The sequence below is a fragment of the Vibrio sp. nBUS_14 genome, assembly GCF_051201655.1.
Taxonomy (GTDB): Bacteria; Pseudomonadota; Gammaproteobacteria; order Enterobacterales; family Vibrionaceae; genus Vibrio.
On sequence record NZ_CP179206.1, the window covers coordinates 3,107,360 to 3,131,376 of the forward strand.

At 44.2% G+C, this 24,017-nt stretch carries 14 protein-coding genes, 9 tRNA genes and 2 pseudogenes; 3 read left to right on the forward strand and 22 right to left on the reverse strand.

The features are described from left to right. Positions 1 to 5: 5 nt before the first annotated feature. The 20 genes and pseudogenes from ACMAZD_RS14520 to ACMAZD_RS14615 all read right to left on the reverse strand — a co-directional run bounded on the left by ACMAZD_RS14520 (position 6) and on the right by ACMAZD_RS14615 (position 15,262). A complete protein-coding gene (locus ACMAZD_RS14520) occupies positions 6 to 446 on the reverse strand; it encodes a YqaA family protein (protein WP_435247743.1) in 441 nt (146 codons plus the stop codon). A gap of 6 nt (positions 447 to 452) precedes the next feature. Continuing rightward, positions 453 to 1,406, reverse strand: coding sequence for an NADP-dependent oxidoreductase (locus tag ACMAZD_RS14525; protein WP_435247744.1), 954 nt, complete (start codon positions 1,404 to 1,406; stop codon positions 453 to 455). Positions 1,407 to 1,577: 171 nt separating this feature from the next. Further along, on the reverse strand, positions 1,578 to 2,708 hold the full coding sequence (locus ACMAZD_RS14530) for a sodium ion-translocating decarboxylase subunit beta (protein ID WP_435247745.1): 1,131 nt from the start codon (positions 2,706 to 2,708) through the stop codon (positions 1,578 to 1,580). 9 nt (positions 2,709 to 2,717) lie between these two features. Then, entirely contained in the window at positions 2,718 to 4,502 is a 1,785-nt protein-coding gene (oadA, locus tag ACMAZD_RS14535; RefSeq protein ID WP_435247746.1) for a sodium-extruding oxaloacetate decarboxylase subunit alpha, read from the reverse strand. Between the two features lie 31 nt (positions 4,503 to 4,533). Further along, positions 4,534 to 4,791 carry an oxaloacetate decarboxylase subunit gamma gene (locus ACMAZD_RS14540; RefSeq protein ID WP_435247747.1) on the reverse strand — a complete coding sequence of 86 codons (258 nt, stop codon included), beginning with the start codon at positions 4,789 to 4,791 and terminating at the stop codon, positions 4,534 to 4,536. A 367-nt stretch (positions 4,792 to 5,158) separates the two neighbouring features. Continuing rightward, entirely contained in the window at positions 5,159 to 6,451 is a 1,293-nt protein-coding gene (ltrA, locus tag ACMAZD_RS14545) for a group II intron reverse transcriptase/maturase (RefSeq protein ID WP_435249317.1), read from the reverse strand. 603 nt (positions 6,452 to 7,054) lie between these two features. Next, positions 7,055 to 7,131, reverse strand: a tRNA-Arg gene (locus ACMAZD_RS14550). An 88-nt stretch (positions 7,132 to 7,219) separates the two neighbouring features. After that, positions 7,220 to 7,296 (reverse strand) — tRNA-Arg (locus tag ACMAZD_RS14555). 88 nt (positions 7,297 to 7,384) lie between these two features. Then, positions 7,385 to 7,461 (reverse strand) — tRNA-Arg (locus ACMAZD_RS14560). Positions 7,462 to 7,549: 88 nt separating this feature from the next. After that, positions 7,550 to 7,626: transfer RNA gene (locus ACMAZD_RS14565), tRNA-Arg, on the reverse strand. An 88-nt stretch (positions 7,627 to 7,714) separates the two neighbouring features. Then, positions 7,715 to 7,791: transfer RNA gene (locus tag ACMAZD_RS14570), tRNA-Arg, on the reverse strand. A gap of 88 nt (positions 7,792 to 7,879) precedes the next feature. Then, positions 7,880 to 7,956 (reverse strand) — tRNA-Arg (locus tag ACMAZD_RS14575). Positions 7,957 to 8,041: 85 nt separating this feature from the next. After that, a tRNA-Ser gene (locus tag ACMAZD_RS14580) sits at positions 8,042 to 8,134 on the reverse strand. Between the two features lie 48 nt (positions 8,135 to 8,182). Then, positions 8,183 to 8,259 (reverse strand) — tRNA-Arg (locus ACMAZD_RS14585). 46 nt (positions 8,260 to 8,305) lie between these two features. Continuing rightward, positions 8,306 to 8,398 (reverse strand) — tRNA-Ser (locus ACMAZD_RS14590). 475 nt (positions 8,399 to 8,873) lie between these two features. Then, positions 8,874 to 9,071 (reverse strand): carbon storage regulator CsrA, encoded by a 198-nt coding sequence (csrA, locus tag ACMAZD_RS14595; RefSeq protein ID WP_004415691.1) that lies wholly within the window; start codon positions 9,069 to 9,071, stop codon positions 8,874 to 8,876. Between the two features lie 92 nt (positions 9,072 to 9,163). Beyond that, positions 9,164 to 10,345 carry an aspartate kinase gene (locus ACMAZD_RS14600; RefSeq protein WP_435249387.1) on the reverse strand — a complete coding sequence of 394 codons (1,182 nt, stop codon included), beginning with the start codon at positions 10,343 to 10,345 and terminating at the stop codon, positions 9,164 to 9,166. A 220-nt stretch (positions 10,346 to 10,565) separates the two neighbouring features. Beyond that, a complete protein-coding gene (alaS, locus tag ACMAZD_RS14605; RefSeq protein WP_435247748.1) occupies positions 10,566 to 13,148 on the reverse strand; it encodes an alanine--tRNA ligase in 2,583 nt (860 codons plus the stop codon). Between the two features lie 324 nt (positions 13,149 to 13,472). After that, a pseudogene (recA, locus tag ACMAZD_RS14610) lies at positions 13,473 to 13,904 on the reverse strand (recombinase RecA); the annotation flags it as partial. Between the two features lie 194 nt (positions 13,905 to 14,098). Continuing rightward, a complete protein-coding gene (locus ACMAZD_RS14615) occupies positions 14,099 to 15,262 on the reverse strand; it encodes a hypothetical protein (protein WP_435247749.1) in 1,164 nt (387 codons plus the stop codon). A 116-nt stretch (positions 15,263 to 15,378) separates the two neighbouring features. Between ACMAZD_RS14615 and ACMAZD_RS14620 the strand changes: the two genes are divergently transcribed. Next, positions 15,379 to 16,596 carry a chromosome partitioning protein ParB gene (locus ACMAZD_RS14620; RefSeq protein WP_435247750.1) on the forward strand — a complete coding sequence of 406 codons (1,218 nt, stop codon included), beginning with the start codon at positions 15,379 to 15,381 and terminating at the stop codon, positions 16,594 to 16,596. A gap of 47 nt (positions 16,597 to 16,643) precedes the next feature. Here ACMAZD_RS14620 and ACMAZD_RS14625 read toward each other — a convergent pair whose 3' ends face one another. Then, the gene (locus ACMAZD_RS14625; protein WP_435247751.1) at positions 16,644 to 19,856 is read right to left on the reverse strand and encodes a type I restriction endonuclease subunit R; all 3,213 of its coding nucleotides are present in this window, start codon (positions 19,854 to 19,856) and stop codon (positions 16,644 to 16,646) included. Between the two features lie 21 nt (positions 19,857 to 19,877). Next, a complete protein-coding gene (locus tag ACMAZD_RS14630) occupies positions 19,878 to 20,816 on the reverse strand; it encodes a COG2958 family protein (protein WP_435247752.1) in 939 nt (312 codons plus the stop codon). Between the two features lie 52 nt (positions 20,817 to 20,868). Between ACMAZD_RS14630 and tnpC the strand changes: the two are divergent. After that, positions 20,869 to 22,266 (forward strand): annotated as a pseudogene (gene tnpC, locus ACMAZD_RS14635) (IS66 family transposase); the annotation flags it as partial. A 131-nt stretch (positions 22,267 to 22,397) separates the two neighbouring features. After that, the gene (locus ACMAZD_RS14640) at positions 22,398 to 24,017 is read left to right on the forward strand and encodes an IS1634 family transposase (RefSeq protein ID WP_435247103.1); all 1,620 of its coding nucleotides are present in this window, start codon (positions 22,398 to 22,400) and stop codon (positions 24,015 to 24,017) included.

The following is a 24,017-nucleotide window of genomic DNA, read 5'->3' on the forward strand; positions in this document are numbered from 1 at the left end:
TCTCCTTAGAAAAAACCGAAGTAAATAGCAGCAAGTAAGCTGTAGCGAGCGGCTTTGCCAATCACTATCAAAATAATGCTAGGGATAAATTTCATTCTCAGCCAACCCGCAGCCAGACACAAAGGATCACCAATGATAGGTAACCAACTGAACAATAGTGTCCAATAACCATAACGGCTCAGCCAAGCCATAGCCTTATGACCATGCTTTTCAGATTGAGTTCGATTAGGCAACCATAAACCAATCCAATAGTTGGTCAGCCCGCCTAAAGTATTACCGAGTGTCGCCAAAAGAATGATCGATGATGTTGAGTACTGCTCTAAGCTCAGGGCTGCCACAACGCTCGCTTCTGCCCCCCCTGGCAATAATGTGGCACTCAAGAATCCACTGATAAAGAGTACCCACAGCGCTATATTTTCGAAAAGAGAATTAAAGAACTCTAGCACTGCATATCAACCTTCTTGCATTTTAAGTAATACCTTGCCTCTGGTATGCCCAGTTTCAACCTGCAGATGCGCTGACTGCGCTTCGTCTAACTGGTAGATACCTTGAATTTCTGTTTTGAGCAATCCGACACTGACCATGTACAGCATAGTATCCATTTGCTCTGGGTTTGGCTCAACCAGCATACCTGACGCAGTAAAGCCTAATAATGTTGCTTTTTCGCAGATCAATTCAGCAGATAAAGTTGGGACTGTCACGACTCTTGCGCCGTCTTTTAGACACTTCAATGCATCGAGAGCGGTATCGCCACCGACCAAATCAATCAGCACATCAACATCGGATACTCTTTCTGATGCTGGCGCAAACTTATAGTTAATCGCGTGAGCGCCTAACGTTGCTAAGTAATCAAGATTCGCTTCACTACAAGTGGTATAAACCTCGGCTTTCGCGGCCACTGCGATTTGAACCGCTAGATGACCAACGCCACCTGCACCCGCCAAAATAAGTACGCGATCGCCCTCTTTCACCTCAGCTTTGTTGAGTGCCTGTGCTGCCGTTTGGCTGGCTAGTGGCAATGCAGCTGCCGCTTCTAGAGTTACCGAATCAAGAACCATACTTAATGCCGCTTCTGGAACACACACATATTGGCTGTAACCGCCGCCTTGCAATGGAAAGCCAATAAAGCCGGCTACGTTATCACCGACAGTAAAACGCTCTGCCTGTTCGCCTAGCGCGACAATTTTTCCAGAAATGTCGTAACCAGGTACCCAAGGAAGGTTATCTTTGTTCTGTGCTGCGGCCCAACCAAGGCCTGCACGAGTTTTGACATCAATCGGATTAATGCCTGAAAAGGAAACCTTAACCACGACCTCCCCGGCTTTAGGCTCAGGAATAGCACTAGTTTGAATACTTAGGTTTTCGACGCCACCGAATTGAGTAATCGCAATCTGTTTGTTTTCCATTTCCACATTTCCTTGATTGATAAAAGCCCTAGTGAGCAAACACCCTAATTGATAAAAAGAAAGGGATGCGAAAGCATCCCTTTGACTATAAACCATTTAATAAGGCGAAGTTAACCGCTCATTCGTAAATTGGCGACCAATTAACGTAACGATACATGACCCAGCAGTTCATTAACGCACTAGCGCTAATAGAATACCTGCGGCAACCGCACTACCAAGTACACCTGCCACGTTCGGGCCCATCGCATGCATCAACAAGAAGTTCTGAGGGTTTGCCTCAAGACCAACCTTGTTTACCACACGAGCTGCCATCGGAACCGCTGATACACCAGCTGCACCAATCAATGGGTTGATGTCTTCTTTAGAGAGGCGATTAAGCAGCTTAGCCATTAATACGCCCCCCGCCGTACCGATACTGAACGCCACCGCACCTAAACCGAGAATACCCAGCGTCTCTAAGTTCAAGAACGTATCTGCTTGAAGCTTAGAACCAACACCTAGACCTAGAAAAATAGTCACGACGTTAATCAGTTCGTTTTGAGCTGTTTTTGAAAGACGATCAACCACACCTGCTTCACGCATTAAGTTACCTAAACAGAACATACCCACTAGAGGTGTTGCTGAAGGTAGGAACAGAATTGTCATCAGCAGTACAGCAAGCGGGAAAAGGATCTTCTCGGCTTTACCAACGTGACGTAACTGCGCCATTTTAATCTTACGTTCTTCAGGAGTCGTTAACGCTTTCATGATTGGCGGCTGAATAATAGGAACCAACGCCATGTAGCTATAAGCCGCTACCGCAATGGCACCTAATAAATCAGGAGACAACTTACTTGCCAAGAAGATCGCAGTTGGGCCATCAGCACCACCAATGATCGCAATCGAAGAAGCATCGGCCATCGAGAATTCCATTCCTGGAACATAGTTCAGCAAGATCGCGCCAAATAACGTTGCGAAGATACCAAACTGAGCCGCAGCCCCTAGCCATAACGTTTTAGGGTTAGCAATCAACGCACCGAAGTCCGTCATTGCACCAACACCCATAAAGATAAGCAGTGGGAAAATACCCGTTTCAATACCAATGTAGTAAACGTAATAAAGCAAACCACCTGGCTCAGTAAACCCAGCATTTGGAATATTTGCTAATACGGCACCAAAACCAATCGGCAGTAGAAGTAACGGTTCAAATCCTTTACGAATTGCCAAAAACAACAGTAAGCAACCGACCAACATCATACAGATCTGGCCGAACTCAAAGTTAGCAATACCTGTTTCAGACCATAAGGTCATCAATCCTTCCATGGGACTCCCTTACGCTAAGCTTAGTAGTGGAGCGCCTACAGTAACTGCATCGCCTTCTTTAACATTCAACTCTTGAACGATACCACCACGGGCAGCACGAACTTCCGTTTCCATCTTCATCGCTTCCAAGATCAGTAGCACATCACCTTCAGCCACTTCAGCACCCGGCTGAACGATAACTTTGAAGATGTTACCCGCTAATGGAGCTGGAACTGCTTCTGCATCAGAAGTCGCAGCAGGTGCTGCTTGAGCCGCTTGTGCTGGTTTCGCTGATGGAGATACCGATGTCAGTTCACCTTGAGGGCCAACTTCAACATCATAAACTTGACCATCAACCTTCACACTGTAGCTTTCAATACCGCAAGCAGCAGATTGTGGTGCTACCGTAGCAGGAGCTGCCGCTTCAGCAGTCGGTGCAGGTTCAAATGCTTCAGGATTACGACGGTTCTTAAGGAACTTAAGGCCAACTTGTGGGAAGAGAGCGTATGTCAGCACATCATCAACGGTATCTTCAGCGAGTGAAATGCCATCTGATTTCGCTTTTTCTAAAAGGTCAGTCGTTAACGTATCCATTTCTGACTTAAGTAAATCAGCAGGACGACACGTGATTGGCTCAGCACCATCTAACACTTTCGCTTGCAGATCAGCATCAACCTCAGCAGGAGCTTGACCGTATTCGCCTTTCAGCAGACCCGCTGTCTCTTTAGTGATGCTCTTATAGCGCTCACCCGTTAGAACGTTGATAACCGCTTGAGTACCAACAATCTGAGAAGTAGGTGTTACCAAAGGAATGTAACCCAACTCTTTACGTACGCGCGGGATCTCTTCAAGCACTTCGTCCATACGATCGGCTGCACCTTGCTCTTTAAGCTGACCTTCCATGTTGGTTAACATGCCGCCAGGAACTTGAGCAATCAATATACGAGAATCCACGCCCTTCAGCTGGCCTTCCCATTTCGCGTACTTTTTACGTACATCACGGAAATAAGCCGCAATGGGTTCGATCTGATCAAGCTTAAGATTCGTGTCGCGCTCTGTGCCTTCTAACATAGCAACAACCGTTTCGGTTGGTGTATGGCCGTAAGTACAGCTCATAGAAGAGATTGCGGTGTCTAGAATATCAATGCCAGCTTCAACAGCTTTAACGGCTGTAGCGGTTGATAGACCTGTTGTCGCGTGGCTATGCAGCGCTAGAGGCACATCACAAGATGCTTTGATGCGAGTGATTAGTTCTTCCGCTTCATAAGGCTTTAATAAACCTGACATATCTTTGATACATAGTGAATGGCAGCCTAGATCTTCCAAGCGCTTAGCAAGATCAACCCACGTATCTGAGTTGTGTACTGGACTGGTTGTGTAAGACAACGTACCTTGAGCGTGGCCGCCAACATCAATCGTTGCTTTCACGGCCGTTTCAAAGTTACGAACATCATTCATCGCATCAAAAATACGGAATACGTCCATGCCGTTCTTATGGGCACGTTCAACAAACTTTTCAACTACGTCATCCGCGTAGTGGCGGTAACCTAATAAATTTTGACCACGCAGTAGCATCTGCATTGGTGTATTTGGTATCGCTTTTTTCAGCTCACGCAAACGCTCCCACGGATCTTCTCCAAGAAAACGGATACACGAATCAAACGTCGCGCCACCCCAAGTCTCTAAAGACCAGTAACCGACTTTATCCAGTTCTGCCGCAATAGGCAGCATATCTTCGATACGCATACGTGTAGCAAATAGTGACTGGTGCGCGTCACGAAGTACCACATCAGTGATAGCTAGTGGTTTAGACATGCTCATAAACTCCTTTTTAATCCTTTAAATGCTACTCAGCAGTAGACGCACGGTATTGGTGAACCGCGGCCGAAATTGCTGCCACTACCTGTGGACTAACAGCAGAAGGGTTTGATTGTAATTTTTTAATTTTTTTAGGTGCTGCGATCGGTTCAGGTACTTCTTCTGGTACCAGTTTTGACATCAACCGAACGAGGTAAACTAGAATAGTTAGGAAAATAAAGACAACGGACATTCCCGTTATCATTAGGGTTGCTGCATCTCCTAGCAGGCTTCCAATATTAGTCATGTTGCTTCCTTTCTTCGTCATCCTGACATAGGTGCAGGATTTCAGCGAATAGTGATCCCGACCCATGGATTATCTCGATTGGTAAAAGTTTGTCAATTTTGTTTAAGGTTCTGTTACGGATAACGCACACATAAGGTTAATTATTCGCCTATCAGATCACATAAATCTGTCAAACGAGTCATTTTTAGATATTTAAACTGTGACTTAAACGGGGCTTTTCTGAGAATTGATATAAGAAAGGTGGAATAACAAAGAAGCAATCAAGAATTACTTTAAATACAACAAGTTAAAAAACCGTAGAATTAACATTATTGCAACAATTTTATAGCTGAATCGAGTAGGAGGAGGCCTCGCAGCCTCCGTCCTCTCACACCACCGTACAAGCGTGGGTCGCATACGGCGGTTCCGAATATACTTTCAGTGACTCGTACCCATCTCTTAATGAGTACAGCCCCAACCCCTCGAACCATTTTATTGGCATGGCGTGATTAACCTGTGGCGTTAAAGCTAGATGCCACCAACCCTTATCTGACATCGCTAGCTTCCACGCATTACGCTCCGTTACACCTTGTCGCTGTAACCATGTCGCTATGCTGTGTCTGCGTTTGCGCTGCTTTAGTCGGTAGCACCTTAGTCTACGCCGTATCCATTCATCTAAGCGCTGCATTGCACTTTTACGAACAGTAAGCTTGAAGTAGTGTTGCCATCCTCTTAGATATTGAGTTAACTCCGTGATTATCACCTGTAACTCTCGTCCTCGATTTCGCTTCGTTATCTGACGTACTCGCTTCTTCATTTGAGCTTGTGCCGTCTTCGATATCCCGATTGTTCCGTCTATCTGGAAGCGATGGCTTAGGTAAGTTCGCTTTGTCACTCTCGTTGCTGCACTTTTCTTACGGTTTACCGTCAGCTTTAGTTTCTGCTCCAAGAACTCCGTTATCGACTCTTTGACTCGATGAGCGGCTTCCTCACTACGCACGTAGATTTGACAGTCATCTGCATATCGACAGAACTTATGCCCTCTACGCTCTAACTCTTTATCCAGTTCATCTAATACAATATTTGATAGTAGCGGAGATAATGGCCCACCCTGGGGTGTGCCTCGTTGTCTCTGCTCAACTAGTCCATGTCGCATTATGCCTACCTGTAGGTATGACCTAATTAGCTTTAACACGCGTTTATCAGCAATATCTTGTGACAGCCTGTGCATTAGCCTATCGTGATTCACTGTATCGAAGTATTTTGCTAGGTCTATATCTACTACATAACCTCGACCCTCTCGGATGTAGCGACTGGCGGCCGCCAATGCATGGTGCGCACTGCGGTTGGGTCTAAACCCGTAACTATTGTCGGAGAACTTCGGCTCATAGATACATGACAGCACTGATGTGATTGCCTGTTGGACTACCCTATCAAGGACTGTTGGGATACCTAATTGCCTTACGCCACCACTAGCTTTGGGGATTTCTACACCAAGAACAGATTGAGGTTGATAGCTTCCATCCAGAAGAATCTGGCGAAGCTCTTGCCCGTTTGATGCCTGTCGAAGTCTTGAGATAGTGGCGTTGATGTCGAGCTTGTCGACTCCTGCACACCCTTTGTTCTTCTTCACGCGTCTAAGAGCTTGATTCAAATTGGTTGAAGAGCAAATTTGCTCCATCAACGAAGTTGAGGTCACCAAGACTCGCCCTCCTGTCTATGCCGACCATGCTTGTCATTCTTCGTATCCATGAGCTTTACTTGCGGTATTGCCCTTTGGGACGTAGAGATGAGTTTCATCTTGCTATGACTCCACATGATTGAGTGTCTAGTGACTGCTTCTTGATATATTCAGTTCAGGCCTTCCTTTGAGTTGTACATTCTCAAAGTACTATGCCTTCTGCTGACTTCTTATTGTCCATCACACAACATCACTGCTGTATTAGTCTCTATTGAGACAAACAATAAGATCTCCCGAGGTAAGGCGTTGTTCTTTCCCTTGGCTGTGCCTGATTTACCACTACACACTTCCCGTCGAGGCATTGGACTATTCTATCTATGGCTAGGTTGCCCAAGTTGTAATGGCCTACTATCAGATTTCTGTTCGTCACAACCAAGTTTTGCCATTTGCTTCCTTCAGATTTCACCTCACGGTGAACACCCTTGCATAGGCTAACGGTTCTCGCTCGACTGAGCCCGTAGAGGACTTTCACCTCCTAGATCAACGCCATGCTCGGCGCACCATAAAAAAAGCCTCGTAAAAACGAGGCTTTCTCTAGTAATGTGGTGCGCCCTGGAGGATTCGAACCTCCGACCGCCTGGTTCGTAGCCAGGTACTCTATCCAGCTGAGCTAAGGGCGCAACGGTTTCGATATTGAGCTGTTAGTTAAGATAATAAAGCAGTTAAAACTAAACATTCAACATCAGGATTAATGAAAACCCTAAATAGTGGTGCGCCCTGGAGGATTCGAACCTCCGACCGCCTGGTTCGTAGCCAGGTACTCTATCCAGCTGAGCTAAGGGCGCAACGGTTTCGATATTGAGCTGTTAGTTAAGACAATAAAGCAGTTAAAACTAAACATTCAACATCAGGATTAATGAAAACCCTAAATAGTGGTGCGCCCTGGAGGATTCGAACCTCCGACCGCCTGGTTCGTAGCCAGGTACTCTATCCAGCTGAGCTAAGGGCGCAACGGTTTCGATATTGAGCTGTTAGTTAAGACAATAAAGCAGTTAAAACTAAACATTCAACATCAGGATTAATGAAAACCCTAAATAGTGGTGCGCCCTGGAGGATTCGAACCTCCGACCGCCTGGTTCGTAGCCAGGTACTCTATCCAGCTGAGCTAAGGGCGCAACGGTTTCGATATTGAGCTGTTAGTTAAGACAATAAAGCAGTTAAAACTAAACATTCAACATCAGGATTAATGAAAACCCTAAATAGTGGTGCGCCCTGGAGGATTCGAACCTCCGACCGCCTGGTTCGTAGCCAGGTACTCTATCCAGCTGAGCTAAGGGCGCAACGGTTTCGATATTGAGCTGTTAGTTAAGACAATAAAGCAGTTAAAACTAAACATTCAACATCAGGATTAATGAAAACCCTAAATAGTGGTGCGCCCTGGAGGATTCGAACCTCCGACCGCCTGGTTCGTAGCCAGGTACTCTATCCAGCTGAGCTAAGGGCGCACGGTATCTTCAAGTGAAGAAGTTGTGAAATACATCACATTCTCGTTTCTACGAAACAAAAAAAAGGCCATAGGCCTGTAATGAATGGCGGTGAGGGAGGGATTCGAACCCTCGATGCGGCTACAAACCACATACTCCCTTAGCAGGGGAGCGCCTTCGGCCACTCGGCCACCTCACCTAATTCATTATTCTTATCCATTACTTCTTAACAAAGTAATCTAAAGAATGGTGCGCCCTGGAGGATTCGAACCTCCGACCGCCTGGTTCGTAGCCAGGTACTCTATCCAGCTGAGCTAAGGGCGCACATTGTTACTTCTGTGTTTGCTTGCAAATTCAAACGTGCAAGAAATGGCGGTGAGGGAGGGATTCGAACCCTCGATGCGGCTACAAACCACATACTCCCTTAGCAGGGGAGCGCCTTCGGCCTCTCGGCCACCTCACCGTCTTGCGGAGGCACATATTACGTTTTACCGAAAATATGTCAAACACTTTATTGAAAAAAACCGGACAAAAACACTCAACCGTTTGCAATTTAATCAAAGCGATTGCAAATTGAACTTATAACATCCAATTAGCGCTTTTTTCCTTAAAAATTAAGGTCAAAGATTGGCAAGAATTAACAGAGGAAACAATTATCTAATTTATCTCGCAGTAAGTGTCACTGCTGTTTGCACCATACTACGGGATGCTCTATTTCGCCATAGGGTAGGTCAGTAAAACTTGAACTATGGCAAACAAATATCCTGTGCCTCAATAAGAGTTAACTAAGACAGCGTAGCTTTTCTACCTCAAGCATTCAGCCCTGCATCTTGAAATAAGCCAGTTATTGAACTAACCAATCACTAAGTTGTGATCATGATCCCCCCAAGATCAAAAAAGGCTAGCAACAATGCTAGCCCCTCTTCTACGCAAAAGTATTAGTAGTTGCCAGATGCAACGTTACCATTACCTTTTTCAGCTTGAATGCGCATGTAGATCTCTTCACGGTGAACAGATACTTCTTTAGGTGCGTTAACACCAATACGTACTTGGTTACCTTTAACGCCTAGTACAGTAACTGTTACTTCATCACCAATCATCAGTGTTTCGCCAACACGGCGAGTCAAAATTAGCATTCTTTGCTCCTTGAGTAATCTCTAAATTTATCTAGCTACGAGAGCATTATCCAACAAAAGTTATATTTTCGTAAACTATCGATTGAGTTTATTTAACCAAAATGCACTTCTTTTTTAAGATAACCCTGTGTTTCACGCGCTACGATGTATGCATTGTGTAATATGTTAGCAGCCATATCGACTTGCGTTGGTGATATCACCAAAGTTAAAGACTGCTGCTGCAATAAGTGATGTTGTACATCAATTTCGCCTTCAGACAACAATCCATGTGAACTGACCACAATTTCTTGTGTTCGGCTTCCTACCACAGTTAACAAACTAACATATTCACTATTACGGATTTTTTCAGCAAAAACTAGTTTTAATTTAGCACTTATGTCCGGTTTGATAATGAGCGCTGCCCGTTCTGCTTTCTCGATCACACTACAGACTTCGATCCCTAACAACCGGCAATGCGACATGAGACACGGTAAATCTTGATTCAAACACTCGATGCGAACCATATCTCTTTGAATGGCTATCCCTGCAATATCATTCAAACAGTCATTACCCGCGATAAGAGTTCCCTCGCCTTCTTCAAAGCTCGAAAGCACTCTCAATGGTACATTGTGTCGCCACGCATGCTGAACACATGGAAGGTGCAAAACCTTAGCGCCTCTGCGAGCCATTTCTTCCATAGAGGGAAAGTCTAAGGTATCTAGTTTCTTAGATTGCTTAACCACTCTAGGGTCGCAGGAATATACGCCATCAACATCGGTATAAATCTGACACTCTTTCGCTTGAAGCGCGCCCGCCATCGCAACGGCCGTGGTGTCTGAACCACCTCGCCCTAAAGTTGTGATATCACCTTTCGCATTAACGCCTTGAAAACCTGCAACAATGACAATCTGGTCGTCATCTAACAGCGCTTTAATAGGAGCGGTATCAATACGCTCAATCGTCGCATTATTATGATTAGAATCGGTGTGTATCTTGGCTTGATAGCCAGTCATCGATGTCGCTTCATAACCCAACTTGTGCAACGTCATCGCTAACAAAGCCATGGAAACTTGTTCTCCAGCCGTTAACAGCACATCCAACTCTCTAGCATTTGGTACGCTATCAACTTGTGAAGCTAAGTTAACTAACCGATTTGTTTCACCTGACATAGCAGAAACGACAACCAGGATCTGGTTCCCTTCATTTTTCGCTTCAATGATTTTTTCTGCTACATGATGGATTCGTTCTATTGAACCCACCGACGTCCCGCCAAATTTCTGCACGATAAGAGGCATTTTCACCCTTCCTCACCTTCCCAAGACCAATGTCTATATATGACAAAAAAACACATACCCCGCGTCATGGCGAAGCAATAAAAAATTAACCAAGGAGTCTAACGTTACCATTAGACTTCTTGGTTAATCTCAATCAAACCTTTTTCAGACGTTCTTCCAATAGGCAAAATAAAAGATGCCCAATCAGTTGATTGGGCATCTTTGTATCAATTACTTAAGCTTAAAGACGCTCTTCTAGCCAAATACGTACTGATTTAAGCGCTTCAGGTAGTGCTTCAACGTCTGTACCACCCGCTTGAGCCATGTCTGGACGACCGCCGCCTTTACCGCCAACTTGCTCAGCAACCATCTTAACGAGGTCACCAGCTTTTACTTTACCGATAAGGTCTTTGGTTACGCCAGCAATTAAGCCAACTTTACCGTCGGCTACGTTCGCAATCAGGATGATGCCGCTACCTACTTGGTTTTTAGCATTATCAACCATAGTGCGTAGGTTCTTGTTGTCTGCGCCTTCAATTGCAGCAACCAGAACTTTAGTACCTGAGATGTCTTCCACTTTACCCATGATGTTTGCACCTTCAGCTGCAGCCATCTTTTCTTTAAGTAGTTGGATTTCTTTCTCTAGCGATTTCGCTTTCTTAGCCGATTCAGCCAATTTCTCTTCGTAAGCGTTATTCTGAGCATCAACTGCATCTAGAGCAGCTTCACCCGTTACCGCTTCAATACGACGAATACCAGCAGCAATACCACCTTCAGAAGTGATCTTGAATAAACCGATATCACCGGTGTTGCTCGCGTGGATACCACCACAAAGCTCAGTAGAGAAATCGCCCATCGACAGAACGCGAACTTCATCATCGTACTTCTCGCCAAACAGTGCCATCGCACCTTTTTCTTTCGCTGACTCGATGTCCATGATGTTCGTTTCAATCACATGGTTCTTACGAACTTGTGCGTTAACTAGACGCTCTACTTCTTTAATCTGTGCTGGTGTTACCGCTTCAAGGTTAGAGAAGTCAAAACGTAGGTTGTCTGGCTTAACTAAAGAACCTTTCTGAGCAACGTGTTCACCTAGCACTTCGCGCAATGCAGAGTGAAGTAAGTGAGTTGCAGAGTGATTTAGTGAGATAGCAGCACGACGCTCAGCATCAACGCGCGCTTCTACTTTATCGCCTTGAGCAAATACACCTTCAACGAGATCGCCGTGGTGTGCAAATGCATTACCTAGCTTCTGAGTGTCTTGTACTTTGAACAGACCCGACGCAGTGCTTAGCGTACCAGCGTCACCACATTGACCGCCTGACTCAGCGTAGAATGGTGTCTCTTCAAGGATGATGATTGCTTTGTCGCCAGCCGATAGTGAAGATACTTCTTCGCCGTCAACGAATAACGCAGAAATTTCACCAGCACCTTCAGTACCTGTATAACCACAGAACTCAGTGTTCGTGTCTACTTTGATCGTTGCGTTGTAATCAGTACCGAACTGACCCGCTTCACGTGCACGCTTACGCTGTGCTTCCATCGCCTTCTCGAAGCCTTCTTCATCGATAGTAAAGTCGCGTTCGCGAGCTACATCGTTAGTAAGGTCAGCTGGGAAGCCGTATGTGTCGTAAAGTTTGAAGACTGTTTCACCGTCAAGCTCTTTACCTTCAAGTGCGTCTAATGCGTCGTTTAGGATAACCATGCCGCGCTCTAGCGTGCGACCAAAGTTCTCTTCTTCGATGCGAAGTACTTTTTCAACAAGCTCTTGTTGTTTTTTAAGTTCTTCAGCTGCAGAACCCATCACTTCAGCCAGTACACCCACAAGTTTGTGGAAGAACACGCCTTGTGCACCAATCTTGTTACCGTGACGAACTGCACGACGAATAATACGACGTAGAACGTAGCCACGACCTTCGTTTGAAGGCATTACGCCATCAGCGATTAGGAATGAACAAGAACGGATGTGGTCAGCAATAACACGTAGAGATTGGTTAGATAGGTCGTCATGACCAACAACTTCAGCTGTCGCTTTAATTAGCTTTTGGAATACATCAATTTCATAGTTAGAGTGAACGCCCTGCATGATTGCAGAGATACGTTCAATACCCATACCAGTATCTACAGCTGGCTTAGGTAGCGGTTCCATAGTGCCGTCAGCGTGACGGTTGAACTGCATGAATACGTTGTTCCAAATCTCGATGAAACGGTCACCATCTTCTTCAGGTGTACCAGGACGGCCACCCCAAATGTGCTCACCGTGATCGTAGAAGATTTCAGTACATGGACCACAAGGACCTGTGTCACCCATTGTCCAGAAGTTATCAGATTCAAACTTCTTACCGCCTTCTTTGTCGCCGATGCGAACAATCTTGTCAGCTGGGATGCCCACTTTCTTGTTCCAGATTTCGAATGCTTCGTCATCTGTCTCGTAAACCGTTACTAACAGGCGATCTTTTGGCAGACCTAGTGTTTCAGTCAGGAATTCACAAGCAAACCCAATCGCTTCTTCTTTGAAGTAATCACCAAAGCTGAAGTTACCTAGCATTTCGAAGAATGTGTGGTGACGAGCCGTGAAACCTACGTTTTCAAGGTCATTGTGTTTACCACCCGCACGTACACAACGCTGAGCCGTAGTTGCTCGAGTGTAGGCACGTTTTTCGGCGCCTAAGAAGCAATCTTTGAATTGGTTCATACCTGCATTAGTAAATAGCAGGGTTGGATCGTTATGTGGAACTAACGATGAACTGTCTACGATTTGGTGTTCTTTGCTCTCAAAGAACTTAAGGAACGCCTTGCGAACCTCATCAGTGCTCATGTACATGCAGCTCTTCCTGAAAATAGTCGAGTTAGAATTTTGCCGTATTGTAGATCATGGTTAAGGCTTCGACTAGTTTTCTTGTAGAAAAGACACCCTTGGGCAGAATTTTAGTTGGAATTCGATAAAATGAAGAATATTCCACTAGCTTAGGTGGGAGACAAACAAAATAAATTGGCAAGCTACCTCAAACAACCAGGAACATTTAACTAGGCTCAGCAAGGATAGATATGGGCACTTCAATAAAAAAGCCCCGCATAACATATGCGAGGCCTTCTATTCTTTCAAAACGAATGTTTATTTAAAACACCCGCTCTATAAAACGTTAGCTTATAGCTCTTCGTTTTCTTCTTCTTTCTCTGCGCCTTTCTCTTCAAGAACAGCAGGAGTCAGTAGCAATTCACGAAGCTTAGTGTCAAGTTCCAGAGCGATCTCTGGGTTTTCACGTAGGTGCTTACAAGAGTTCGATTTACCTTGGCCGATCTTATCGCCTTTGTAGCTGTACCAAGCGCCCGCTTTCTCTACCAGCTTATTCTTAACACCTAAATCGATAAGCTCACCTTCGCGGTTGAAGCCTTTGCCGTAAAGGATTTGAGTTTCAGCTTGTTTGAATGGTGCAGCAATCTTGTTCTTAACAACCTTAATACGAGTCTCGTTACCAACAACTTCATCACCATCTTTGATTGCACCAGTACGGCGAATATCAAGACGAACAGATGCGTAGAACTTAAGTGCATTACCACCTGTTGTTGTTTCTGGGTTGAATGTAACATTAGCTAAAGAGTATAAATCTGTCTGAGACGGTAGATGAACTACACCGGATCAGGACGTAAAGAAAACTCCTACCTAATATTAACAAAGTAATAGCTAGTAGAGAGTAAACCTGCTATTCACTCAATTAATCTGTGGACGCTATATCACTATGTCGACCAAGTTTAGGCTTTGAGCCTTTACACTCAATTACACTCAATTATTTTGATGAAGTAGTCTTTCAACCCTAACTTAAACTCACGTGTGGACTTCGCGCCGTTTTTAAAAAGCCTGCCATTGGAATCTAACTGCATCACATCACAATTCTCCCAGTGCTTCGCTCGTTTTCCGTAATCAAGCTTGCCTAGTTGCGATCCTGCGTATGATATTTCATCTATTGTCTTCCCTTCCAAGGCTAACTCATTAATAACCAATGATAAGGCTTGCCATATCTGAGCAGATAACCTAAAACCTTGCCTGTTATACTCATGGTTTTCGTTAATCGGACTTAGCCATGCTCTAAAAAAGGTTTCCACGTACTGTTGGTATATATCTGAATAAGCCTGAACAAAGATACCACCATCTTTCAAAGTAATATCATCTGACATTTTAGCCCGCTCTTGAGCTTTCTCACCACATACAGAACCAACGAGCACTTTGAACAAAATATATTCCGTCGTTATGTATTTTTCTGAAGCTCGTACATGCTTTGTCTGATTAGATATACCGCCGAAGTCATCTAAGGCTAGGTTTTTACCTAACTGAGACACTACTTTTTGCAAAGGAAAGGAATCCGTATCTGCGAACTGCGTTAAATGAACTTCCGACTCTCGCCTATTATGTTTAAAGAATAACGATCTCACGTCATCTTCACTAAAGCCATTTTCTCTAAAAACAATGGTTAACATCAGATCTTGAGTCGCTAGTAGTTGTCGGAAAACACTATTTTTTTGCAAGTCACTTGAGCTGATCCTAGATGAAAACAGCGGGGCTTTTAAGCCTGTCAGATTAAGGAGTGCGTTATATGTCAATAGATTACCAATTACGAATGCTTTACTTCTTTCGAATTCAATTTCAGTAGCAAATTTATTCTCGCGCACTTCACTGTCACCACTAACGACGGCAGTCAACGATAGAGGAACTCCTAATTCACCAGATAGAACCTCATTTTTTATATCCCCTTGAAGGGTTAGTGTTTTTTTCTTATTGGTTGCGTTTTGCGCTGCATTGAACAACATTTTCAACGCTTCATGTGGCTTAGTTGTTTCAACGTAACTACTTAATTCAATTACAGGAATAAAGGTTACAAGAGCCTTTGTTGGCTGACTTCCATAGGAAATCACCTTCCCCTTTAACTTGACCTTAGACAATGAACCAATCTCATTAATTACATGTAGCTTTGCAGTGTAAAATAAAAATAATCATTGATCAGACAAATTGTCTGATCAATGATTAACAAGACCAAGAAAAAATACGAGAATTCAATATGATCGATAAGCACCCGATTGCAAATGATGCACTTGATTGTTCAATAGAAGAGTCCATCACTAATAAACTTGTAGATCACTACGATCAAGTGACTTCCAGAAGCTACCTCGCTAGCTCGACCAAGCTATTGGAGACAACTGGGAAAAACTTAACCGCTCAACAAACGGAAGCGATATTTAAGTCTAAAGCCAAGTATTACAGTGGATTAAGATCTGTTGAAACAGGGTTAAAGCATATTCATATTTACATAAGCCCTTCTTTAGCTCGTGATATGCTCCAGTTTTCTAGAAGAGGCGTGGTAAATACAAACAATAAAAATCGTCGGCTAAGCAAAACCAAAGTGAACAAATACGCAGAAGCAATGAAAAAAGGAGAATGGTGCCTCACAGGAGAGCCTGTAATCATCTCCCATGAGGGTGAAATTCTAAATGGCCACCATAGGCTAGAGGCAGCTTGTGAAGCTCAAGTCGGCTTTATTGCAACAGTGGCATACGATGTTATTGATGAACGAAGTTTTGCCAACATTGATGTAGGCAACACACGAAGTCGTGCGCAAGTTCTCGAAATGGCAGGGGTGGAAGTGAATGCGGCGTCTCTTTCTCGTGTTGCAATGTTAGCCAAAGCTTTTGAAACGATGCCTAATCCTTTTGCTTTCCGAGGCACTCAAGGCACATCATTTCAGCCTGAAGAGATTCTTAAATACGTTGAACAGAACCATGAACTCGCCCTGTCTGTAGATTTTGTTTCAAAAGTGCTAAAAAGAAACAAGCAGGAGAGCCAAGCATCGGAACCGATCTACGCTTTTGCGCATTACTTGATTAAGTTGAAGTTGCAAGAGTCTCAGTTAGAGCACTTGCCAATCACACCAGAGTTGTATTTAACGCGCTTGATTTCTTCAATTGGCTTAGAATCTGAGAATGATATCGAGTATCAGGTACGAAAATATCTTCAATCATTGGTTCATGAATCAACATCTTATTCATTATTGTGCCGTCTTTCTTCAATTTTCAAAGGCTGGAATACCTACTTAAACATTCCTATCGTGGGTAACAAGGTTTCAGTTAAGCGCATCGCTCGCTATAAAAAAGATGAAGATGGTAATAAACTCCCTTTACCGGGTGCGGGTAATATTAACGAAGCTTTTACGATCCCGTGTGTAGCTAAGGGACCAACGCCTAAGCGCATTCAAGACCAAGCAAATATTCAGATGATGTAAAAACAAAAAGGGTAACGACATTTAGCTGTTACCCTTCTTATTTCTGGCTACTTATACCACCCATCAGCCTGCTCTAACACAAGCTTAATCGCCTCTTCAGCCGCGTCAGGCGGGTACTTCCAACGGCGAAGCAATCGACGAACGAGGTTGCGCATGCGAGCACGAACACTATCTCTTTTTTGCCAATCTACTGTGGCTGACTTACGTAGTTGATGAGTCAATTCAATAGCAAGCTTACGCAAGTTGTCGTCACCAAGATCTCTAACCGAAGATTCGTTGTCGACCAAGGCACGATAAAAAGCAATTTCGTCAACAGAGAGGTCGAGCTTCTCTAATAGCTCTCCATCTTCTTGCATCTCTTTTGCCCATTGAATCAGCTCTTCGATAACCTGAGCCGTTTCAATGCTGCGGTTATGATACTTTTGCAGCGTCGACATAATACGTTCAGAGTATTTCTTCTCCTGAACCACATCATTCTTCATGCGAGCTTTAACCTCATCACGAAGTAGCTTCTCTAACAGCTCTACAGCGAGATTCTTCTCCTTCATGTTCTTCACATCTTCCAAGAACTCTTCAGAAAGAAGCCCGATATTCGGCTTATCAAGACCAACCATAGTGAAAATGTCATCAACACCATCGGCTACCACAGCATTATTTAAAATTTGCTTCAATGCTGTATTGCGCTCTTCATCGGTACGTTTCTTGTCTACCGTTGAGTGCTTGATGAAAGCTGTCTTTATCGCAGAGTAAAAAGCAATTTCATTCTTATAACCATGAGTTTCATCCATGGTGCTACACAGTGAATATGCTTTAGCTAAAGCAGCCATCACATCGAGGAATCGCCTCTTTCCGTCTCTGACTTGCTTTCCGTTAGCACCAGAATGAGACAAACCTGATAAATGGTTTACCGCTCCCGGTAACAAGCGCAATGCATCCGTTTCAAAGTCCGGACGGTAGTTGAATACCTTTGTATCAACGGGTGTTGCGAACATACCTCGAATGATATCAACCTTTTCCATTAGTACAGCAAACGCTTCTGCCGTATCGACGGTGGGTTGCCCCTTACCTTGGCTATTAGTGTAGGTTTTCAGTGCATTTTTAAGCTCATTAGCGATACCGATATAGTCAACTACCAGACCGCCGGGCTTATCTTTAAACACGCGATTTACACGAGCAATCGCCTGCATCAGGTTATGCCCTTTCATTGGCTTGTCAATATACATGGTATGACAACAAGGCGCATCGAATCCTGTTAACCACATATCTCGAACGATAACGAGTTGAAGCTCATCGTCAGTATCTTTGTAGCGCTTCTCGAATAGTTTTTTGGTTTTCTTATCATGGATGTGAGGCTGCATCTTTTCTTTGTCTGATGCAGAGCCTGTCATCACAATCTTGATTGCACCTTTAGCTGTATCTGGGTGATGCCATTCTGGTTTAATTGCCACAATAGCATTGTAGAGGTCAACACAGATTTCTCGACTCATCGAAACAATCATCGCCTTACCGGGAAATGTCGACGTTCGAGTAGTGAAGTGCTCAACCAGATCTTTGGCTACTTGTTCAATGCGAGGCTCAGCGCCTACCAACTTTTCTAACGTTGCCCATTCTGATTTTACTTTTTCGCGATCTGCCGTTTCTTCATCTTCACCGATTTCATCTTCAACTTTATCGTTAAGTTGCTCAATTTCATCTTGGTTAATATCAAGCTTTGCGAGGCGAGATTCGTAGTAGATAGGCACAGTGGCACCATCGTCAACGGCATCTTGAATATCATAGATAGAGACGTACTCACCAAAAACACCACGCGTGTCTTTGTCATCCATTGCGATAGGTGTCCCTGTAAAGCCTATGAATGAAGCATTAGGCAATGCGTCACGCACATACTTGGAATAACCATAAACGTACTTATGACCCGTTACAGTGCCGTTTTTGTCCTTCACTTCCACCATCTTTGACTTGTTGCCATACTGGCTGCGGTGCGCCTCATCAGAAACGACAACAATATTACTTCGCTCAGACAGCCTAGGGTGCTCTGTCTCTTCATCTAATAAAGCAAACTTTTGAATCGTCGTGAAGATGATGCCGCCAGATTGACGATTTAAAAGCAGATCACGTAACGCATCACGATCATCCGCTTGTTGAGGTATTTGCTTTAACGTTTCTTGCGCCATCCCAAAGGTGTTGTAAAGCTGACCATCGAGATCATTTCGATCAGTTACCACCACAATCGTTGGGTTATTCATGGATGCTTGCTGTAACAGTTTACTCGCGTAGCAAACCATAGAGATGCTTTTGCCACTACCTTGAGTATGCCAAACAACCCCAGCCTTACCACTGCCTTGCTTAATCTTTTCTAATGCAGGGATAGTGCTCTCAAGGAAGTTTCCTGAAGTATTAGCAGCGCGAACCGTTGCTTCAACCGCCGCTCTCACCGCGTGGAATTGGTGATAACCTGCGATTTTTTTAATAATTTTGTCACTGTCAGTTTCAAACAGTACAAAATAACGAATGTAATCGAGCAGCAAATCTTGCTTGAAAAAGCCTCGAACCATCGTTTCTAATTGAAACTCCAATAACGGTCTATCATCCTCTGTAGCAACTGTTTTCCAAGGTAAGAATCGTTCTTTATTAGCCGTTAATGAACCAACACGAGCCGTCCAGCCATCGCTAACAATCAACGCTTCATTAAAAATAAACAGATCTGAAATTTCATCTTTGTAGGTTTGAAGTTGATTAAAGGCATTCCAAATGTCGGCATGTTCATCGGCTGGATTTTTCAACTCAATAACAGAGATGGGTAGGCCGTTAATAAACACCACAACATCAGGGCGGCGATTGCCCTTGGTGCCAGTAATGGTGAACTGATTCACGATAAGGAATTCATTATTATTAGGCGTTGCAAAATCCATTAACTGAGCGTGAGTATGCTTTGTCTTCAATTCACCGTCTTCAACAGCCGTGTATTCGACAGGCACCCCTTCAATCACAAACTTATGGAAAGCGCGGTTGTTTTTAATAAGAATTGGCGTATCGGGGGAAGATACCGTGTTAACCACATCATTCAGTGCCTCTATCGGAAGCTCCGGATTGATGATTGCTAATTGATTTAATAGCCGTTGCTTCAAAACAACTTGATGGTAATCATCACGCTCTGGAAAATCTCCATCAGGTGCGATGTCATAGCCATTTTTATACAGATAACCTTGGTCGGTGAACCATCTAATACATTCTTGTTCTAACTGGTCTTCAGTGATCATTAAGCCTTACCCTTGTTATTTTTATTTATTCCATGCGCTCTGAATCAATCGTCCAGTTTGGTTATAAATTCCGACTTGCTCGATATAATGATGAAAGTCACTATTCTCAGTCACAATCCGATTTGCAGACTGCCAGTCAACGTTACTTTTTTCCTGAGCTGGAATCAGGATCTGGCTATCAAATAATGATTCAGTATCGAGGATGACGACCCCAATACCATGCAGACTTGATAACATTTGCAACTCGCCTTCAACATCACTGTTCAAGCCCGTCGCAACTAAGTAACCAAAATTAGCCCAGCTAGAGTTCGAGACTGCTTGAAAGAAATACTTCCTAACGTTGCCTTTTGTTAGGTGTTTCTTCACTTCAAAAGACCAAAGTCTCACCGAACTGTGATTACCACTTCGAACACAGCTTCGGACAATTTCATCCCAACCTTGCTCAAGAGGCTCTAAAGCGACAATATCAGGATGAAGCCAATGGTTACCGCCGTTACCATGTGAGTTTTTCGACTTTCGCTCGTCAATGCGCTGGCAGTACAGGCCAAGATCTTTACTCAAGTATTTGACAAGCATAGGGTAGAGATCGTGCTCACTGTAACTATGCGATGCGAATGGAGTATCAACCTCGACCTCTTCTTGTTCGTTTTCGTCCTTTACTATGACTCGTGACGGCTCTGTTACTGGATTAGCTTCCCAGTAATAAACGCGTGGCCTTGGTTTATCCCTTGTGATCACGTTGGGGCAAACGTTCTTCGCTCTTTCTGTTCTCTCCCCACCGATTTCAGCCGCCAATTGCGCAATCAACTTTTCTTCAGTGTTATAACGAGGGTTGGTTTGCTTTTCTGCAATTTCTTGTGGGTATCGAAGTACGAACTCTTTGGCTAAATCCCGAGCAGTAAACTTTTTCTCAGGATGCGATTTAAGCGTCTCGATGATCATTTCCACTCGGGTCGCCATTAGTTTACCTCTACCAATTCTTCGGTTGTATCTAAGTTGATTTCGTCCAAAAGTGACTGAGCTTGAATCTACGGTACTCACACTTCGCCAATCTCTAAGCGAGAGCGAATTAACCATCCAATCGCTGGTTGAAAAACTCAACCTAGCGCGGCGTAAACGCTTTGGTAGCACTAGTGAAACCCTGCCCCCTCAGGACTTAGAGTTCAATGAGGCGGAGACTCATGCCGATACGACAGGTGAAGAGGAAGCACCCGATAATCCGAATGATGACGCTTCGGAAGCGGAAAACACTTCATCCGAGACAAAACGTCGTGGTCGCCCAAAGCTTCCTGAAGACCTGCCACGAGAGCGAGTCGTGGTGGACATACCAGAATCAGAAAAAACCTGCTCGTGTTGTCAGTCGATACTCTGCAGGATGGGGCAAAGCACCAGTGAAAAACTGGTGTATATCCCGGCCAAGTTGTATGTCGAAGTCACTGAAAGACCCAAATACGTCTGTCGTCAATGTGACGCGTTAGGAGAGAAGGGTGTTGTTGCAATGGCTCTACCGCCAGCATCGATTATCCCGAAAAGCATCGCGACTCCCTCTTTGCTTGCGCAAATTATCACGAACAAATACCACTACGCCCTGCCTCTCTATCGTCAAGAATCGCTGTTCAGACAATATGGGCTAGCGCTCAGCCGAAAAACGATGAGTCAATGGATACTGCGTTGCGCTGATAAGGTAGAGCCGTTAATCGCCTTACTGAAAGAAACCCTCCTTGCACAAGATGTTCTGTTCGCGGACGAGACCACGTTGACCGTGCTCGATGACGAAAGAAAGAAAAGTTACATCTGGTTGTATGGGTGTGGTCCAGACCGGGGCGGTAATGCGCAATCTCCCGGTATCGTCTTGTTCGACTACCAGGAAGGGAGTCGGGGGCACCACTGCCCTGAATCGTACCTGTCAAACTACACTGGATACCTTCATGTTGATGGGTATAAAGCGTATGAAAAGACAGAAGCGAAGTTGGTGGGTTGCTGGGCTCATGCAAGACGTAAGTTCATAGAGGCAGAGCAGAGCCAACCAAAAGGCAAGCAAGGAAAAGGGGGTAAAATCCAGTGGGCAGTGAGTTGGTTCCAAAAGCTCTATCGTGTTGAACAAGCACTCAAAGATAAGACGAGGGAAGAGCGATATGTTACCCGCCAGTCAAAGACTCAGTCTCTGCTCAATGAATTCAAGGCGTGGTTAGATAAATCGGTCACTCAGGTGCCCCCTAAAAGTAAATTGGGTGAGGCGATTAGCTACAGTCTCAATCAATGGTCGAAGCTAGTAAGAGTTATCGATGATGGCCGGTTAAGCATGGATAATAACCGAGCGGAACGTTCAGTACGTCCGTTCACGGTAGGACGGAACAACTGGTTGTTCTCAAAGACTCATAATGGAGCCCGCGCCAGTGCAGTGTTGTACCCGTCATTCCGCAGCCAATTCTAGATTTTAATTAGTGTGATCCCACGATCATTTATCAATAATGATTGCAGTTGAGACTTGACGCAGATCCCCCGTTTTGATCTATTACTTTTATTTGCCGGTAACTTGCGATGTCTGCTCCTCAACCTGTCATAAAACGCTTAGATCATCTTGGATTAATCGCTGCATTCTGTCATGAGATTGATTTACCCGGGCTTATCGACCGCATAATTCCTAAGTATTCAGAGCATAATGTCTCACACGGTGATGCCGTTCTAGCCATGATTTTGAACGGTTTGGGCTTCCATAGTCGAACATTGCATATGTTTTCTGACTTTTTCGAGACAAAGCCAATATCAAAGCTGCTTGCTAAAAACATAGAAGCGCACCACTTAACTGATGATGTTCTTGGGCGCACATTAGATGCTTTATTTGAAGCTGATGTATCTATTTTATATCAAGTTATTGCAGAGCATACCGTTGAAAAATTGGGCCTCAAGACAGAGTCTGTCCACCTTGATATAACGAGTTTCCATGTTGATGGTGAATATGCTCAATCAGCAGAGGATGACATTAATTCTATTCAACTCGTCAAAGGTTATAGTCGAGATCACCGACCTGAATTGAATCAGGTTGTCCTTGAATTAATTTGTGAAAATCAAGCAGGGCTCCCTGTTTATATGCAGGCTCTCAGTGGAAACACGAACGATGCAAAAGCATTTGCAGAGGTCACTAAGCGCCATATTCACTGTCTTAAAGCCGCGCAAAATAGTCGTTACTTTATTGCTGATGCAGCTTTATACACGTCAGACAGTATTTGCTCACTTGATGAACAAAAGCAGAAGTTCATTACACGCGTCCCAATGACCATTAAAATGGCCAAACAAGCTCTACTGGCATTATCGCCAGCGCAATTAGAGCCTATCGGTAATGGTTATTCGGGGCACTGGATTGAATCTGATTATGGCAACGTGAAGCAGCGATGGTTGTTAGTGAACAGCGAGCAAGCGACAAAGCGAGAAGAAGCCACTTTTTATAAAAATTTGGATAAAAATCTGACCAAAGAGCTTAAATCTCTAGCTCAATTAGCTAAGAAACAATTTGCCTGTGCGACTGATGCACAAAAGGCTATGAGTGAATTTCAGAGTCAATGCCAACTGTTGAGTTTCGAGCAAAGTGAGATACGGCAAGTGCCCGAGTTTGCTGGCCGAGGGCGCCCTAAAAAAGATGAGGTTCCAACTGGATACCACTACAAAATTGAAGCAAATCCGTTCACTGATTTAGAAAAAGTAAAACTCGCGAAGCTTAAAGTTGGTATGTTCATTCTTGCGACCAATGATACTGAAAGTACCGATCTCGATATGGCTGCGTTACTGGAACACTACAAGTCACAACAGAAAGTCGAGCGAGGTTTTCGCTTCCTTAAAAGCCCTGAGTTTTTAACATCATCTATCTTCTTAAAAAAACCACAACGCATCGAAGCTTTACTCATGATAATGACCTTAAGCCTAATGGTTTATGCTGGACTCGAGCATAAGATACGTGAAGAGTTGGCTGTTACTGAAGAATTTTTTCCAAGCATGGTTAAGAACAAAACCACATCTAAGCCAACTGCTCGCTGGGTGTTTTTAAAATTTGAAGGGGTCGATACACTTGAGTTCGGCGAACAATGGTTTATCACCGGCATTCAAGACCATCAGAGGAGATTGCTTCAATTGCTAGGTAAGCTATATGAAGCAATTTATTCCTAA